The organism is Pseudomonas sp. B21-019 (genome assembly GCF_024749225.1).
GTDB lineage: Bacteria > Pseudomonadota > Gammaproteobacteria > Pseudomonadales > Pseudomonadaceae > Aquipseudomonas.
On record NZ_CP087193.1, the window covers coordinates 2816973 to 2832929 of the forward strand.

Annotated in this window: 8 protein-coding genes and 1 tRNA gene; 2 read left to right on the forward strand and 7 right to left on the reverse strand. The window is 61.0% G+C overall.

Annotated elements, in window-relative coordinates:
- Positions 1-350 precede the first annotated feature (350 nt).
- From LOY36_RS12660 to LOY36_RS12675, 4 genes are all read right to left on the reverse strand, one after another.
- Positions 351-4544 carry a DUF5801 repeats-in-toxin domain-containing protein gene (locus LOY36_RS12660; RefSeq protein ID WP_258674178.1) on the reverse strand — a complete coding sequence of 1398 codons (4194 nt, stop codon included), beginning with the start codon at positions 4542-4544 and terminating at the stop codon, positions 351-353.
- Between the two features lie 338 nt (positions 4545-4882).
- On the reverse strand, positions 4883-6859 hold the full coding sequence (locus tag LOY36_RS12665) for a metallophosphoesterase (protein ID WP_258673857.1): 1977 nt from the start codon (positions 6857-6859) through the stop codon (positions 4883-4885).
- A 154-nt stretch (positions 6860-7013) separates the two neighbouring features.
- Positions 7014-8753, reverse strand: a complete 1740-nt coding sequence (locus LOY36_RS12670) for a dipeptidase (protein ID WP_258673858.1) — start codon at positions 8751-8753, stop codon at positions 7014-7016.
- 154 nt (positions 8754-8907) lie between these two features.
- Positions 8908-10020 carry a CapA family protein gene (locus LOY36_RS12675; RefSeq protein ID WP_258673859.1) on the reverse strand — a complete coding sequence of 371 codons (1113 nt, stop codon included), beginning with the start codon at positions 10018-10020 and terminating at the stop codon, positions 8908-8910.
- A gap of 224 nt (positions 10021-10244) precedes the next feature.
- Here LOY36_RS12675 and LOY36_RS12680 point away from each other — a divergent pair.
- Positions 10245-10319, forward strand: a tRNA-Gln gene (locus tag LOY36_RS12680).
- Positions 10320-10490: 171 nt separating this feature from the next.
- Here the strand turns inward: LOY36_RS12680 and LOY36_RS12685 are convergent.
- Positions 10491-12488, reverse strand: coding sequence for a U32 family peptidase (locus LOY36_RS12685; RefSeq protein ID WP_258673860.1), 1998 nt, complete (start codon positions 12486-12488; stop codon positions 10491-10493).
- Positions 12489-12571: 83 nt separating this feature from the next.
- Positions 12572-14095, reverse strand: a complete 1524-nt coding sequence (locus tag LOY36_RS12690; protein ID WP_258673861.1) for a PLP-dependent aminotransferase family protein — start codon at positions 14093-14095, stop codon at positions 12572-12574.
- Between the two features lie 129 nt (positions 14096-14224).
- Between LOY36_RS12690 and LOY36_RS12695 the strand changes: the two genes are divergently transcribed.
- Positions 14225-14860 carry an FMN-binding negative transcriptional regulator gene (locus LOY36_RS12695; protein ID WP_258673862.1) on the forward strand — a complete coding sequence of 212 codons (636 nt, stop codon included), beginning with the start codon at positions 14225-14227 and terminating at the stop codon, positions 14858-14860.
- A gap of 37 nt (positions 14861-14897) precedes the next feature.
- On the opposite strand, the gene LOY36_RS12700 is transcribed toward LOY36_RS12695, so the two are convergent.
- Positions 14898-15890, reverse strand: a complete 993-nt coding sequence (locus LOY36_RS12700; protein WP_258673865.1) for a LacI family DNA-binding transcriptional regulator — start codon at positions 15888-15890, stop codon at positions 14898-14900.
- Positions 15891-15957: the final 67 nt, after the last annotated feature.

Consider the following 15957-nt stretch of genomic DNA (forward strand, 5'->3'; position numbering starts at 1 on the left):
CCATTGCGGTCATCGAGGTCGGACCATTGACCTCTGCAACTATGACTAATCGCCGGGAATTGCACATCGGCCGATACTCCCAAGCGGGGTGGGAGTTTCGGCCTACTTGGGAGGGGAAACGGGATGAGGACGCGAAGGCGTGCTGCCCATATTCCGTTTGTGAATGAGCACAGGCCGCTGATGCTCCCTCGGGCTTTAACCGCCAGCGCGTGAGTCAGGCTCAAGTAGCAGGGTGCGGAGGGCGCAGATAGATGAAATCTCGTTTGCCGAAGCGTCTGTTCACCTCCCGGAACTGCAAAAAAAGCGAGGGTGGTTTTCACCACCCTCGCATCCTTCACACACGCGCTGCCTCAGGCGCTGCCATGGACAATGTCGGTACTCAGCAGATCAACCCCGACCAGGGTGATGGTGGTGATTTGTCCGCCCGTTTCGGTAACCGTCACGATGCTGTTTGCGCCGCTGTTGTCGATCTGGGCAACGGAGCTCTGGTCGCCGTTGAGCACCAGCGTGTCGCGCAGCCCTGCGCTCGCATCGAAGCCGGTGATCTGGTACTTGTTTTGGGTGAATGACAAATCGACGTTGAAGGCATCCCGCTCACCGGCCGTGCCCACCAGCGTGAAGTCGAAGGTGGTGCCCAGGTCGTTGGCGAACAGGTTGGCGTCAAACGCACTTGTCGCCGAGTCCCCATCCTTGTCCGTCAGCGTCGCGTTGAATGCCAGCTTGATATCGCTGGCCAGGCTTTCGGTCGGTTTAATGAACTCGATCACCGGGATCTTGACATCGCCTCGGCCCATCGTGAGCTGAACCGCGTCGATCAACTTCGTGCCCTGCTGCTGAACGAGGAAGGACACTTGTCCGCCGGCTTCCGGTGTTACGGTGTTCACCTCGGTGAGGGCCGAGAACGTGCCATCCTCGTAGTAGGCCCTGTAGTACAGGTCCTCGGTCGCCGTGTTGTAACCCCCCACGGAGTTATCGATGAAGATCTTCATGCCCGCCAGCAAGCTTTCCGGATTGATCACGAAACTTTCATCGGCATTGCTGATGGCCACCAGGTTATCTCCCTGGAGAATGTTATTGCCGACGCCGATGCCGGACGTGCTGACGTTCATGGCCGCCGAGTCGATGTACGACGGCAGGGGAGTGGTCTGTAGCTGGGCTTCGGTGGGGTCGGGTTTCCCAACCCCGATGCCGGTCAGGATGTCCCCGGTCGACGCCGTTGCTTTTGCGGAAAAGAACACAATCTCCTCGGATGGCGAAGGAATGGTCGGCGGATTCTGCGGTGGGATCAGCAAGGTGCGCACCGGATCCGGGCCGCCGGCACTGAGTGAGCCGTCGGCACTGCTCAGCACGATCTGCGAACTGAAGCCTTGCACCAGGTCCAGTGTATAGGTGCCATTGCTATAGGCGGTCAGCGTGTAGTCGACGGAGGTATTCGCGGTGGCGGCATTGTTGTCGAAATCACCGGTCAACGTGCCGGCGAAATGGTAGGCGCCATTGACGTCCGGTGAAGGCGACTGCTCGGTGAGCGTACCGGTCCCGGTGGTGGTCGTGTTGTCTGGCCGGACGAGGGTGAATTGGTTATTCACCAACGAAATATCCAGCCCGGTTGCCCCCAGTCCGTCGGCTCCGTTCGAATGATCCCAGTACCCTTGTTGTGGAAGGATGCTACCGGTCCCGATCAGGTTGCCGAAGGCAAGTGTAGGGCCATCGTCCTTGAACACCAGGTTCTGCCCGATGTTCAGGGTGGCCTGGGCGCTGTCGCCGTCCCCATCGGTCTTGGTCGCTATCAGCGTCACCAGGTTGTCCGCCGACAGCGTCGTCGAATCATCGGGATTGCTGGCGTTGGGATGCACCACCGCGCGGAGCTGGTCGAGGGTGACGTCGCCGTTGGCGGCGACGCTGGCCGTGAACACCAGCAAGTTGCTGGTGGCCGTGCGGCCTTCGACCACGCCGCCGTTGAGCGACAGGTTCACCGCCTGGCCGCTGGCCGTGTCGGTCAGCCCGGAGGCCCCCACCACCACGCCCAGTGCATAGGTCAGCGTGCCGGCGCCATCGGCGCCAAACGCGGAGGTGAAGTTAGCCGCGAAGCTCTTGGTATCGTTGGTCGCCAGCACCGTCTCGTCGACCGTCAGTGTCGGCTCCGTACCGGTGGTGCTGATGTTCGGTCCGTCGTCCTTGAATACCAGGTTCTGGCCGATGTTGAGGGTCGCCTGGGTGCTGTCGCCGTCCTTGTCGGTGATGGTCGCGGTCAGCGTCACCAGATTGTCCGCAGTCAGGGTCTTCGAATCATCGGGATTGGCCGTGTTGGGATGCACCACGGCGCGGATCTGGTCGAGGGTGACCTCACCATTGGCGGCGACGCTAGCGGTGAACACCAGCAGGTTGGTGGTGGCCGTTCGGCCTTCGACCACGCCACCGTTGAGCGACAGGTTGACTGCCTCACCGGTGGCCGTATCGGTCAGCCCGGAGGCACCCACCACCACGCCCAGCGCGTAGGTCAGCGTGCCGGCGCCATCGGCGCCAAACGCCGAACTGAAGTTGGCGGCAAAGCTCTTGGTATCGTTGGTCGCCAACACCGTTTCGTCCACCGTCAGCGTCGGTTCCGTGCCGGTGGTGCTGATGCTGGGGGCGTCATCCTTGAACACCAGGTTCTGTCCGATGTTGAGCGTTGCTTGGGCGCTGTCGCCGTCCCCATCGGTCTTGGTCGCCGTCAGCGTCACCAGGCTGTCCGAGGTCAGGGTCTTCGAATCATCCGGATTGGTCGCATCGGGATGCACCACGGCGCGGATCTGGTCGAGGGTGACGTCGCCATTAGCGGCGACGCTGACGGTGAACACCAGCAGGTTGGTGGTGGCTGTGCGGCCTTCGACCACTGCGCCGTTGAGTGACAGGTTGACTGCCTCACCGGTGGCGGTGTCCGTTAACCCTGAGCCTCCCGCGACCACGCCCAGCGTATAGGTCAGGGTGCCGGCGCCATCAGCGCCAAACGCCGAAGTGAAGTTAGCTGCAAAGCTCTTGGTATCGTTGGTCGCCAGTACCGTTTCGTCCACCGTCAGCGTCGGTTCCGTGCCGGTGGTGCTGATGCTTGGCCCGTCGTCCTCGAAAATCATCTTGGAGCCGATTTCGGCGGTTGACGTGCTGGACTGCAGTACCTTGAAGCCGCCGATGTCGAAGTCAGCGTGCGTCTTGTCGCCGTTCTTGTCGGTCAGCAACCCGGCGTTCTCGATCATCACGCGGTTGTGGTCGGTCGCCGTGCTGTAGGTGATCTGCGAGTCGGTCGGAACGCCGGTGATCAGCACCGTGCCGTCGGCGTTGTAGGTGATGACGACGCCGCTGACGGGGGCACCCGCGAACGTCTTGACGGTGACGCTGCCGTTGGTGATCGCGACCTTTTCGGTGCTGTCGTTGGCGTAGCTGTTGACGAAGTTGACACCGCTCTGCGACCCGCTGACGTTGTCGGCGTTCTTGACGGCGGTGAGCAAGAGCTTCGCGGTCGTGCCGCCCGTCTCCTGCACGACCTTGAAGGTCGCGGAGCGGGCACCGAAGTACTGGGTGAAGTCGATGTTCGCTTCGACACCCGCTTCGCCCGGGCTCAGGTTGGGGATTGTGAAGTCCGCCTTGGCACCGCTGACAAAGCTGAAGCGCAGGCCTTCCTGTTCGGTGATCGCCTGGTTATTGGTGCCCAGGGTCGTGTTGCCGCCGCCCTGGCTGCTGTTGACCGTGTCGGCGCTGGTGATGGCAGCACTGCTTGCCGACTGATCCAGCGGATCCCTGCCGGTGACGACGATCGAGACGCCGGGAATCCGGCCGTTCGCATCGGCCGTCGCGCCCACGGTCGTGAACATCAGGAACAACTGCTGGCCCGACGGTGCTTTGTCCAGACTGAATTCCGCGTCCTGACTGGCTCCGATGAACACCTTATTCAGCAGATTGAGCGAATCATCGGCGTTCGTCATATCCGGATGCTTGAGCGGTTGGTATTCCACAGTCCAGATCTTGCCGCCCGAGACCGGCGATCCGGTTTCTTCGATATAGGCCGCGAACACGATCGCGCCGCTTGCGCTTCCGGCTCGGCCCACAACGATATTGTTGTTATTGGTATCGGTGTAGAGAAGGATGCTGGTGCCATCGAGGGTATCCAGTCCGCTGTCCAGGCCATTGAGCGGTGCACCGGCGCTGTCGACGAAGCTGACATCGGTAATACTCGCTCCGGGGTCAACAGTGAGGGTGAACGCATTGCTGCCGGTATTGCCTGCGGCACCGGTATAGCCACTCAAGGCTGCACCCGTTGCGGTACCTGCCCCCAGTGCGGTCAAACGGGTAGAGAAAGTCGAGGGCAGGGACGCCACCAGAATATCGTTGTCGTCAGCGTCTCCCGCGGGGCTTGGCGTGGCGGTGGCGTTCTGCAATCCGGCCGTTTCGTCCAGCGAAACGTTCGCGCCGGTGGCTACAACGCTTAGAGCATTGACCACTGAGTCGAGGGTCGGAATGTATAGGGGGGTCGGATCGCCCGTTAGCGATGAATTTTGCTCGCCGATAGCCATGACTTTCTCCAGAGCAATTGCGGTCATCGAGGCCTGACCGTTGACCTTTCGTCGACTATGGATAAACGCCGGGGATTGCGCATCGGCCGAAACTCCCATGTGGGATGGGAGTTTCAGACTACTTGGGAGGGGAAAGAGGAGGCGGGCGCGAAGGAATAGCGTCGCATATTACGTTTGTGAATGAGCACAAGACGGCGGCGTTCTAAGGCCGCCCAGGCGTTAACCGCGTGCGCGTCGAGCTGAGTTTGAGTCAGCTCGGGCGGCCGGGATCGCACAATGACACTGGTATGCCGCCAGCGTCATTCAAATCTAACCCTTGCTCATAGAGGCATGCGAACTCATGAGGTGCTTCCTCCGCGCCGAATCACGATGGGCTGCTCGATCAGCCGCAGTTCGAGCTCACCTGAGGCGGGTACAAAGCGCGGGCCAGTGCTTTCAGGCGTTGCCCGCAACCTCCAGGTGCGCTGCACCTTCGCCAGTTTGGCGACTCCCGACGCCACAGACCAGCGCCGGCAGACCTTCTCCAGCTTGAGCGGGTAAATGGTGAGTTGGTCGCCGTTGAAGTGCATGCGCAGGAAGCATTTATGGTCGGCGATGCGTTGCGAGGAAAAAACCACCTCGCTATGCAGCCCCCATAAAGTGTTGGCCATCACCATCCAGGCACCGAATAGCAGGCCTCCCAAACTACCACCGAGCACCAGTGTCCCCACCAGGAACAACAAGACCTGGAGCAGGTTTTCTACCTCGAACTGCAAGTAGTGGATGTTGATACGGCCCATGAGCCACAGCAGCCCGATCGCCAGTCCCAGGTGAAGCAACCCGTGAACGGCTCCGACGCCATAGGCAAGTTTTCGGGTGCGCTTGACCCCGGCGGCTGAGAGCACTGCGCAGCCCAGAACAATGGTCACGGCGAGCATCACCGACGATGGGCTGTGTGCCAGGACCAGGATCAGCTGTCGCCAAACCTCACGCAGGTTGGGAATAGAGGCTTCGAGGCCAGACAACACCTCGATCAGGCTGCGGTTATCGCGCGCCGGGTGGGGTACCTTGCTGGCGCTTTCTACCATCCAGTCGAACAGCAGGTACAAGATAGCCAACATGCCGCAGAACGAGAGGTTGTGGGTGGGTAGCCGCCATGCCCGATTACGCAGCTGTTCGGAGGTCTTTTTGTCCGGGTAGGTTGCCGCCAGCTCGTAGTGCTGCCGGGTTCCGCCGACGCTGATCGGCTCGGGCGGATCTGGAAGCTGATGCGTGCCATGCAGGAAGGCGCCACCGCCTCCACAGGTGATGCGTTGCGGCGCCAAGGTGCCGGCTTTTGGCTGGTAGCGCGCGTAGTGGTGCGAGTCCCCGGCCAGGACCACCGCCAACTGGTCACCCAAGAGCTCCTCGATCTCGCGCAGACTGCTGAAGCGCAGGGTCTGGGTCTCGATCGAGGGCAAGGTCTTGCTCCCCACGCGTGCGAGTCGCTCGGCTTCGTCCACCCAGCTTGGCTCGGGGGTACAGAGGATCACGCGGTCGCCTGGTTGCAGTTTGGCGCGCATCTCTTCGAAGTACTGCTTCTGCTGTCGGTCGATCATCGACTCCAATTGCAGGTCCAGACCCCAGATCCACCAGCCATTGGGCAGCTGCAGTACGTAGTAACTGGTGCGCTGACGGGTTTCCCAGCCGCCAATGGGCTTGCGCTCACAAAACAGTTGGGAGAACCCGCGCAGGCCGTCATACCAATCGTGGTTGCCGGGCGTCGCCACTATCCACGGTGCACCTGGCTGCGGCACGGGCTGGTCCTGCTCATTCGGGCGTACCTTGGGGACCGGCGCGGGGAAGGCGGCGCGGAAGGGATCAAGGAAACGGGTGCGATAGCCGGATTGGGCCGGTGTGGGGTAGACCTGATCGCCGCCGAGCAGCAACACGTCGCCGCGCGGCAGCGTGAGCTTCGGCAACTTGGCATCCTGACTGACACACAGCGCCATGGAATAGGTGGAGTCCCAGCCATCGCCGGTATCCGCCAGATAGTCGATCCACACGTCACCGTCGGCAGCCACCTGGATGGGCGGGTTGGAGTCCCGGGGGTTGAGCATGGCCAGCACATCGCGTGGGTCCGCGAAGGCACCCATGGTGGTGGCGGCGGCCGATTGCATGCCCGTGCGCATGAGCTGAAACGGGCCTAGCCAGTTGACCATCGGCTCTTGGGTGTAAAGCTCGATGCGGCTATTGGTCGTGGGAGATTGGGTGGCGTGGGTCATGGCGAGGAGCGCAGAGTGCCCCTCTCCAAAGTCGCCATCTCCAGCGCGGAACTCAATCGATTGCTCCTTCATCGCCTAGCCTCCATTGCTGTAAGAGTCCGGTATGCCGGAAGGGTTTGACACCTTGTCGGTTGATAAAGAATAGGTCAGTTATGCGATAGCCGCCGGTTCATGGCAAGACGATCAAAACGATGGACCCGCCGCAATGGCGGGTCCGGAAGGGGGATCAGAGTGTCGGTAACTGCCCGATGCGACCCATCATCTCGGTCACGATCTGCAGGTCCAGCAGGAACTGGTCGACGGTCTTGAACTCGTTGTCGTTGTGGCCGGTGTACTTGAGCTCGGACCTGGCCAAACCGAACTGCACGCCGTTGGGCAGCTCATGGACCGAAGTGGCGCCGGCTGAGGTACCGAACTTGTGTTCCATGCCAAGGTTTTCGCTGGCCACGGCCAACAGCGCCTTGACCCATTCACCTTCGGGGTTGCGGTACATCGGCTCGGCGATCTTGTAGTCGAAAGCCACTGCAATGTGAGTCTTCTTGCTCCAGGCACCCAGCTTTTCGGCGATTTCAGCCTTGAGCGCTTCCGGGGACTTGCCCTTCGGCACGCGCAGGTTGACCGCTAGCTTGAAGGCTTTTTCATCCATCCCGACATAGGTCAGGGAGGTGGTCAGCGGCCCCATGAAGGCATCGGAAAAACCGACCCCCAACTTGCCGCCCAGGTAGTCCAGTCCCCAGTTGTCGACGGCATAACGGGCGGCGTCGGTAATGTGGTTGTGCTTGAGTGCGACCTTGCCGTCGAGGCTATTGATGAAGCCCAGCATCCGTGCCACCGGGTTGATGCCTGACTCGGGCTCGGAGGAGTGGGCAGAAACGCCGGTGACCGTGAGCTTGACGTCCTTGCCGACGACCTTGGCAGTCACCTCGAAGTTGCCGCCATTGCGCTTGGCATAATCGCTACCTGCCTTCTGCAGGCTGGCGGCCAGTTCGGCGGGCTTGTCAGTCACAAGGGTGGCGACCGACGTCGACGGAATCTGGTTGGTTGCCAGGCCACCCGTCATTGAGGTGATTTCGGCGCCCTTGCCCTGAGCGTTACGCCGGGCAAAGTTCGCCATGACGGTGCCGTAGCCTTTCTCGGCAATCACCACCGGGTAGCCGCCATCCAGCGCCAGGTTGTAGTTGGGTGTCGGGTTGTGTTCGAAGTAGTAGGGGATGGCGTCGCCGGTGGTTTCCTCGGTGGTGTCTACCAGCAGCTTGAAATGGCGAGCCAGCGGCAGCTTCTCTTCCTTGATGATCTTCATGGCGTAGAGCGCAACCACGATGCCGTTCTTGTCATCCTCGGTGCCTCGGCCATACATACGGTCGCCGACCAGGGTGACCTTGAACGGATCGAGGCGGGTGCCGTCTTTCAGGACCCAGTTCTCCGGCGTCACGGGCACCACATCGGCATGTGCGTGAATGCCCACGATTTCGTCGCCAGCCCCTTCGAGGGAGATTTCATAGACGCGGTTGTCGATATTGCGAAAGTTCAGGTCGAAGGCCTGGGCAAGGCCCTTGAGCTTGTCGCCGATCTTGATGAATTCAGGGTTGTCGTGTTGGGCCACGCCGTCCACGCGGAAGGTCGGGATGGCCACCAGTTCGCGCAGGGTCTCGGTGGCAGCGTTGCCGTACTTCACCCGCGCATAGAGGCCAAGCAGGCGATGAATCTCGTTCTGCTGTTCAGCGGAAAGGGGCTTGTTGCCCTGGAAAGCACTGATTGCCGGGCCGAGGTCGGCGGTTTTGGCAAGCTCGCTCTTGGCCAGGCGTTCCAGGAACTGCCTGAAATCCGTTACCGATGCATCGCTGAAGGTCTTGAGGATGGTCGCGCTCTGTTGCGGGGTAATGTTGGCGTGCGCTGAGGTGGTGAACGACGAAAGGCTGGCCAGCATCAGGGTTGTCGCGGCCAGGTGCTTGAGTGAGAAATCCATTGCTGGGGGCATTCCTTTGCAGGTGGTTGGTAGGAAATATCTGATTGATTAGTCAGAAACTTTTCCAAACTACCACCAAGAGGGAGTAGTACGGGAGTACCTGAAGTGCGATCTGTCGCACAGAAATGCAAAAGCGACGCAGAAATGAAAAAGCCTACCAATGCAACTCGAAGGCATTTTGCGCGTCCGTCTGGAGGCCGCTGCCCAAGCGTTTGCACTCGCGAGAAAGGGTGTCTTGCAGCCATTGACGGTCATCCCCTTCGGCGTGACAGAGGCGAAAGCGCTGCAGGCGAGTGGGTATCAGCTCCAGCGTCTGCAGGTGCCCGTCCGGGGCCAGCGAGGCAAAGTACAAAAGCCCCAGGTCGCCGCGATAGGTGGTGTGGTCGCCGATGCCTTCGTAATCGTTCAGCAGATCCCCGCAGCCATAGAGAATCAGGCGTTCGTGGTACACCTCGATGCCCTTGATGTGGTGCGAGGAGTGGCCGTGCACCACGTCAACTCCAGCCTCGTCGATCAAGGCATGGGCGAACCGGACCTGTTCCTGCGGGATCTCGAACCCCCAGTTGCCGCCCCAGTGAATGGAGGCCAGCACCCGATCCCCCGGATTTTTGTACTTGAGAATCCGTTCGGCCACAGGGCGCAGGCTTTGCATCGACAGATCTTCCAGCCGCGCGACGCCCGCGCGGCTATCCGTGGCGGCCCACTGCGGTGGAATGCCGCTGTCGGGAGCGCCGAGTCCAAACACCAGCAAGCGCCGCCCGTCAGGCTGCGCCAGCACGGCGGGCGCTTCGGCGGATTGCCGGTTGTGCCCGGCGCCGGCACTGCATATGCCGTTGCTCGCCAGGGTGGCCAACGTATCGACCAGGCCAGGTGCGCCCCAGTCCAGCACATGGTTGTTGGACAGCACGCAGCAGTCGATACCGGCGGCACTGATGGCCTGGAAGTTCTCCGGGCTCATGCGGTAATTGATGCCCTTTGGCTCCGGTCGTCCGCGTCGGGACACCGCTGTTTCCAGATTGATGATGCGTACGTGTGGATGGCGAAGTTCGAACTCATCCAGCGCAACGCCCCAGACATAGGTGAAATCGACCGGGTGGGGGATCGGACCATTGTGTCTTTCTGCCAACAGGACGTAATCGCCGGCTTTCTTGACGTAGTCTTCGTAAAGCCGCGGATCGCCAGGATGCGGCAGCACTGCGTCGATGCCTCGGGCGGTCATGACATCGCCGGTGAGAAACAGCTTCAGCGTATCGGTAACAGCTGCCATGGCACCCTCCGGATATCCCGAATAGCCTGGATCAACAGTAAATGTCTGTTTTAAAACAAATTAGTTTGTTTTTGGGCTTCCCAGACGCAACGAAAGTTGATAAATTTCCGCGCGTTCTTGCAGAGGCCCTTACAGGGCTTGCAGCGTAGGGACGCAGCAGCTCGATATTGCTCGCAAGCTGCACAATCAGAAAGACAGTGCCAGGCACTCGTCGCAACAGCTACAGGGGCGTCGCCAAGCGGTAAGGCAGCAGGTTTTGATCCTGCCATGCGTTGGTTCGAATCCAGCCGCCCCTGCCATTTTCCTTACACTCATTCAGTTATGACTCAGTCGGCAGTATTGCGCGAGTCCTGGATGGTCGTGTTTACGAGAAACGCCAGCGCCTATCCGGCCTGGCGTTTTTTTGTGTCGGTTGAATATCCCTCCAAGCGCAGCGAGCGCGACGCCGTAGCGGCGCGCTCGCCCGTCACTCAGTGGGGCGCGCGAGGGATGGTCTTGAGCAGGTCCTCAGGGCTGATGTGGCCGACAACCGGCTGCACGCTGCCCGGTTGCGGCAGGCCAAGGATGTGCCCCTTCATCTTGCCGATCACGTGCATCTCGCAGGGCTTGCAGTCGAACTTCAACGTCAGTACCTCGTCACCGTGCACCAGCTGCATCGGCGCGACCTTGGTGCGCACGCCGGTGACGCCTTTGGCCTGCTTGGGGCAGAGGTTGAAGGAGAAACGCAGGCAGTGCTTGGTGATCATCACCGGCACCTCGCCGGTTTCCTCGTGAGCCTCATAGGCCGCGTCGATCAGCTTGACGCCGTGACGGTGATAGAAGTCGCGGGCTTTCTGGTTGTAGACGTTGGCCAGGAACGACAGGTGGGACTCCGGGTACACCGGTGGCGGATTGGTCTCGGCCTTGCGACCACCCCGTGGGTGGGCTTCGATGCGGGCCGCGGTCAGCGCTTCGATGACTTCGCGGCGCAAAGCCTTGAGCTGCGAGTTCGGGATGAAATACGCCTGCGGTGCATCCAGCTTGATATCCGTGGCGTGGTACTGCGTGGTGCCCAGTTGGCCGAGCAAGTCGTGCAGTTGCTCCAGGGCCTGTTCCGGCTTGTTTGCCACGCCAAATGGACCGTCGAGGGCGACATTGGCGCTGATACCTTCCTCGCTGGTGGCGGTCAGTTCGAGGCGATCCTCGCGCAGGCGAGCGACCCAGGCCAGGCCCACCCGGCGCTCGGCGGAGGTCTTGAGCAGGGCTTGCTGCCAGTTGTGGTCGAGGTTGCGGCTCAGCGGGTGATTCGGCCGCAACTGGTGCAGCCCCTTCGGCATTTCGTTGGGCTCGACACGGTAGCGGTAGCGCTTTTCACCGTCTTCTTCGAACTCGCCTTTCGGTTCGGCGATGTTGGTACGCCAGCCCACCACCTCGCGCTTGACCAGCACATTGAGGCCGTCGCCGTTGGACAGCGGTTCGTGGGTGACCACCAGCAGGTCGCGCTTGCCGACTTTCTCCACCACGCCCACCGGCAGGCCGGTGAAGGTCGGCGAGTCGAAGGCGCCGATGTCGATCTTGCGCTCGCTGACGAAGTAGTCGGTGCTGCCACGATGGAAAGTCTTGTCCGGATCGGGCAGGAAGAAGTGCGCGGTGCGGCCGCTGGAAGCGCGAGCCAGGTCCGGACGGTCTTCGAGGACGTCGTCCAGGCGCTGGCGATAGTAGGCGGTGATGTTCTTCACATAGCCCATGTCCTTGTAGCGCCCCTCGATCTTGAACGAGCGTACGCCGGCTTCCACCAGCGCGCGGATGTTGGCGCTCTGGTTGTTGTCCTTCATCGACAGCAGGTGTTTTTCGTAAGCGATCACACCGCCTTTTTCATCCTTGAGGGTGTAGGGCAGGCGGCAGGCCTGGGAGCAGTCGCCACGGTTGGCGCTACGGCCGGTCTGCGCATGGGAGATGTTGCACTGGCCGGAGAACGCCACGCACAGCGCGCCATGGATGAAAAATTCGATGGCCGCGTCGGTCTCGTCGGCAATCGCGCGGATCTCCTGGAGGTTCAGCTCGCGGGCCAGTACCAGCTGCGAGAAACCGGCCTGATCGAGGAACTTCGCCCGCGCCAGGGTGCGGATGTCGGTCTGGGTGCTGGCGTGCAGCTCGATCGGCGGAATGTCCAGCTCCATCACGCCCAGGTCCTGGACGATCAGCGCATCGACGCCGGCGTCATACAACTGGTGGATCAGCTTGCGCGCCGGCTCCAGCTCGTTGTCGTGCAGGATTGTGTTGATGGTGGTGAACACCCGCGCGTGATAGCGACGGGCGAACTCTACCAATTGGGCGATATCGCTCACCTCGTTACAGGCGTTGTGGCGGGCGCCGAAGCTCGGGCCGCCGATGTACACCGCGTCGGCGCCATGCAGGATGGCCTCGCGGGCGATGGCCACGTCACGGGCGGGGCTGAGCAATTCCAGGTGATGCTTGGGTAGGGACATGTTTTTTTAGTCTGGCTTGTCACGGTCAAGGTGCGCATTGTAGCGGCGAAACGCTTGACCGGCACCCGTATGCTGCCCGATGGCTACGTTATGATCGAGTCTTTGGCCGCCGCTGAGGGCCGCGCAGCCAACGTGATGACCTGCGCAAGGCGCCTGGTGGCGGATTCAATGTCTTCGGCACTGAAACCGCCCAAGCCCAGAATCAATCCCGAACGGCCATTGCCACCGGCATACATCGGCGACACGGCACGTACCGATACCTGAGCTTCGGAAGCTTTGGTGGCGACCCACTGATCGTCGATACCTTCCGCCAGCCAAAGCACCAGATGCATACCCTGATCGCTCGGTTCCAGCCATGCAAGTTCGCGAGGAATCAGCCTGGCAACCGCCTCGATGATTTGCTTGTGGATGTCTGCGTACACGCCGCGAATTCGCCGGATGTGCCGGTCCAGATGTCCTTCTGCGATGAATGCTGCGAGCACGTGCTGATCGGCATTCGCGGGATGCCGATCCATCAGGGCTCGCGCACCGCAAAAGGCTTGCACCAGGTAGGGCGGAACGATAGCGTAGCCGAGCCGTAACGAGGGGAACAGTATTTTGCTGAACGTCCCCAGGTAGATAACCCGGTCGGGGTCCAGCCCTTGCAAGGATGGAAAAGGGTGGCCGGCGTAACGCAGTTCACTGTCGTAATCGTCCTCGACGATCCAGGCATCAGACGTCCGGGCCCATGCCAGCAAGGCATCGCGCCTGGCCATGCTCATTGGCATGCCGAGTGGATATTGATGTGACGAGGTCACGAAGGCTGCTCGTGCCTGGGGGCATTGCGCTATGCCGCTTTCAACATTCAGACCCTCGGCATCAACCGGGACGCGGATCATTTGATCGCTATGGCCCGCGCTTTCCAGAATCCCGGTGATACCCCGGTACGCCGGATCCTCCACCCACGCAAAATCTCCCACATCGAGCAGCACCTGACAGGCGAGATACAGGCCCTGTTGCGTGCCGGATGTAATGATGACCTGGCTCGCTCCACAGCGCACAGAGCGTGACTTGCGCACGTAATCCGCTACCGCTTCCCGTAACTCAAGCGCACCTTGTGGATCGCCGTATCCCGAGGGCGCTCCAGCCCCTCGCGCCCTGATGCGATTGCCAAGGCGACGCCAGATATCGTCAGGCGCCGCTTTGCCAATCGGCACCGAGACCGAGAACGGAATCTGCGCAGCCGCTGCAAATTGCCGGGCCACCTGAGCGAACCGTTCGATTCGCGCAGAGGGCGTCCACGACCTGGCTTCGGTGGGTCGACCTTGCTCCTGCCGGGTGGTTGGCGACGCATCTGCCAAAGAGCGGGCCACCCGCGTGCCTGCTCTGCCTTGGGATTCCAGGAAGCCCTCGGCAATCAACTGCTCAAAGGCCTCGATAACGGTGCCTCGGGCAATCGTCAGCGATTTGCCGAGAATGCGCGTCGATGGCAGCAGCTCACCAGGTTTGAGGTCGCCCCTGCGGATCGCGGACCTGAGCGCTTGAGCAAGTTGTCGTCCCAATTGACCGGCGGTTCGATCCAGCGTGCCCAGCGATGGAATTTCAACAACGTTGGCTTTACGTGCCATCAATTCTGGCTCAGTGATTCTGTTGGATATTGGCTCTATACCATGGGCCAGTTCATCAACACAATTCACATGAAGGCCACCTCACCACTGGCGCGCTGTCCCCACCCTTGAACGATTGAAGGAGTTGATATGTACGTACCTGCCCATTTTGATGAGCCTCGCGCCGAAGCCCTTCATGAACTGATCGTCCAGCATCCACTGGGCATTTTGTTTACCAACGGTGAAAGCGGACTGGATGCCAACCACATTCCTTTCGAGTTGAAGGCTGCGCAGGGGCAGTTCGGTGTTCTCCAGGCGCACGTCGCGCGCGCCAACCCAGTCTGGCAAGACGTGAAAGACGGGGACGAAGTGCTGGTGGTTTTTCGCGGTGCCGAGGCTTACATCTCGCCCACCTGGTATCCGAGCAAGCACGAGACCCATAAGCAGGTTCCGACCTGGAACTACAAGGTGGTGCACGCCCATGGGAGGATCACCATTCGCGATGATGAGCGCTATGTCCGTGGGTTGGTGGCGCTCCTGACCCGAACCCATGAGTCATCCCAGCCCGAGCCGTGGAAAATGACGGACGCCCCGAAGGACTACATCGCCTCGATGCTTAAAGCGATCGTTGGGGTAGAGATCGAGATCACTCGCCTGGTCGGTAAATTCAAGCTGGGCCAGAACAAGGAAGCGAGAGACATCCGTGGTGCAGGTCAGGCACTCAAGGACAGCGGGAAAATCGTATTGGGAGAGGCAATGCTCGCGGGTGTCGATGCCGAATCCTGAGGCACCTCGTGCACCGGCTGGTCTGCGGCGCTCGCACTCATAGCGACGCCCTGACCACCAATGGACAATCAACCGGCTGGGCTCCCTCTACCTCAAGGGCTTCGATCAGGTGGCGGGCAGCCTGGCGACCGATCTCGTAGTACGGCAGTTGCACCGTGGTCAGCGGCGGGATGAACAGTTCAGCGATACCGATCATGTTGTCGTAGCCGAGCACGGCGACATCGCCGGGAATTTTCAGGCCTCGGCTCAACAACAGCTGATAGGCACAAAACGCAATCCGGTCGTTGCCACAGATCAGAATGTCGAATTGTGGGCGACCCTCAACAATGTGCCGGTCGAGGATGGCTGCGGTTTCACCGTAGGCGTCATGCTCGGAAAGGTCGTATTGCAGAAGCGCGTCAGGCGCCAGCCCGAATGCCTGACAGGCGCGCAGCAGGCCTTCTTGTCGCAGCCCCCAGGCCAGGCTCTGTCTTGGCAGATTGATGCACAGTGGGCGCCGATAGCCCTGGCTCAACGCGTGATGCACGGCGCGATACTGCCCCGTTTCGTCGTCCGGTACGTAACTGACCAGGCGACTGTCATCGGCCAGGCAATTGGCGAGTACCAGCGGTTTGCTCTTCAAGCGCTCGGGAATGCTGACGTGGCGAAAGCCCATGGCGCTGAAGATCAGCCCGTCGGGGCGGTGCGACAGCATCAGGTCGATGTTCTGGTCAGTGGGCGGGTTGCTCAACAGGTTAAGGATGAAGACATTCCAGCCAGCCTGTTGCGCGGTCTGTTCGATGGACAGCAGCAGTTCCACCGCGAACGGTGTGGTCGCGGTGTCCAGCGCGAACACACCGATGGTGCGCGACTGGAGGTTGTCGCCGCGCATCTTGCGCGCCGACAGGCTCGGTACGAATTGCAGTTCATCAATGGCGCGACGCACCCGCTGAAGGGTCTCGGGGCTCAGTTTTTCCGGGTTGTTGAGCGCTCGAGAAACCGTCATCAGGGACACGCCGGCCAGTTGTGCAACGTCTTTCACTGAAGTCATGCGAGGCGAGGCCGGTCAGGTTGACGCAGAATCATGACACAGGGCCTGGGCTTCTCGCGACTCGAAT

Bases quoted from the DNA above. Each gene is read 5' to 3' on its own strand.
- LOY36_RS12675 (WP_258673859.1), bottom strand. From the start codon at position 10,020: ATGGCAGCTGTTACCGATACGCTGAAGCTGTTTCTCACCGGCGATGTC.
- LOY36_RS12695 (WP_258673862.1), top strand. From the start codon at position 14,225: ATGTACGTACCTGCCCATTTTGATGAGCCTCGCGCCGAAGCCCTTCAT.
- LOY36_RS12660 (WP_258674178.1), bottom strand. From the start codon at position 4,544: ATGGCTATCGGCGAGCAAAATTCATCGCTAACGGGCGATCCGACCCCC.
- LOY36_RS12670 (WP_258673858.1), bottom strand. From the start codon at position 8,753: ATGGATTTCTCACTCAAGCACCTGGCCGCGACAACCCTGATGCTGGCC.
- LOY36_RS12690 (WP_258673861.1), bottom strand. From the start codon at position 14,095: ATGGCACGTAAAGCCAACGTTGTTGAAATTCCATCGCTGGGCACGCTG.
- LOY36_RS12685 (WP_258673860.1), bottom strand. From the start codon at position 12,488: ATGTCCCTACCCAAGCATCACCTGGAATTGCTCAGCCCCGCCCGTGAC.
- LOY36_RS12700 (WP_258673865.1), bottom strand. From the start codon at position 15,890: ATGACTTCAGTGAAAGACGTTGCACAACTGGCCGGCGTGTCCCTGATG.
- LOY36_RS12665 (WP_258673857.1), bottom strand. From the start codon at position 6,859: ATGAAGGAGCAATCGATTGAGTTCCGCGCTGGAGATGGCGACTTTGGA.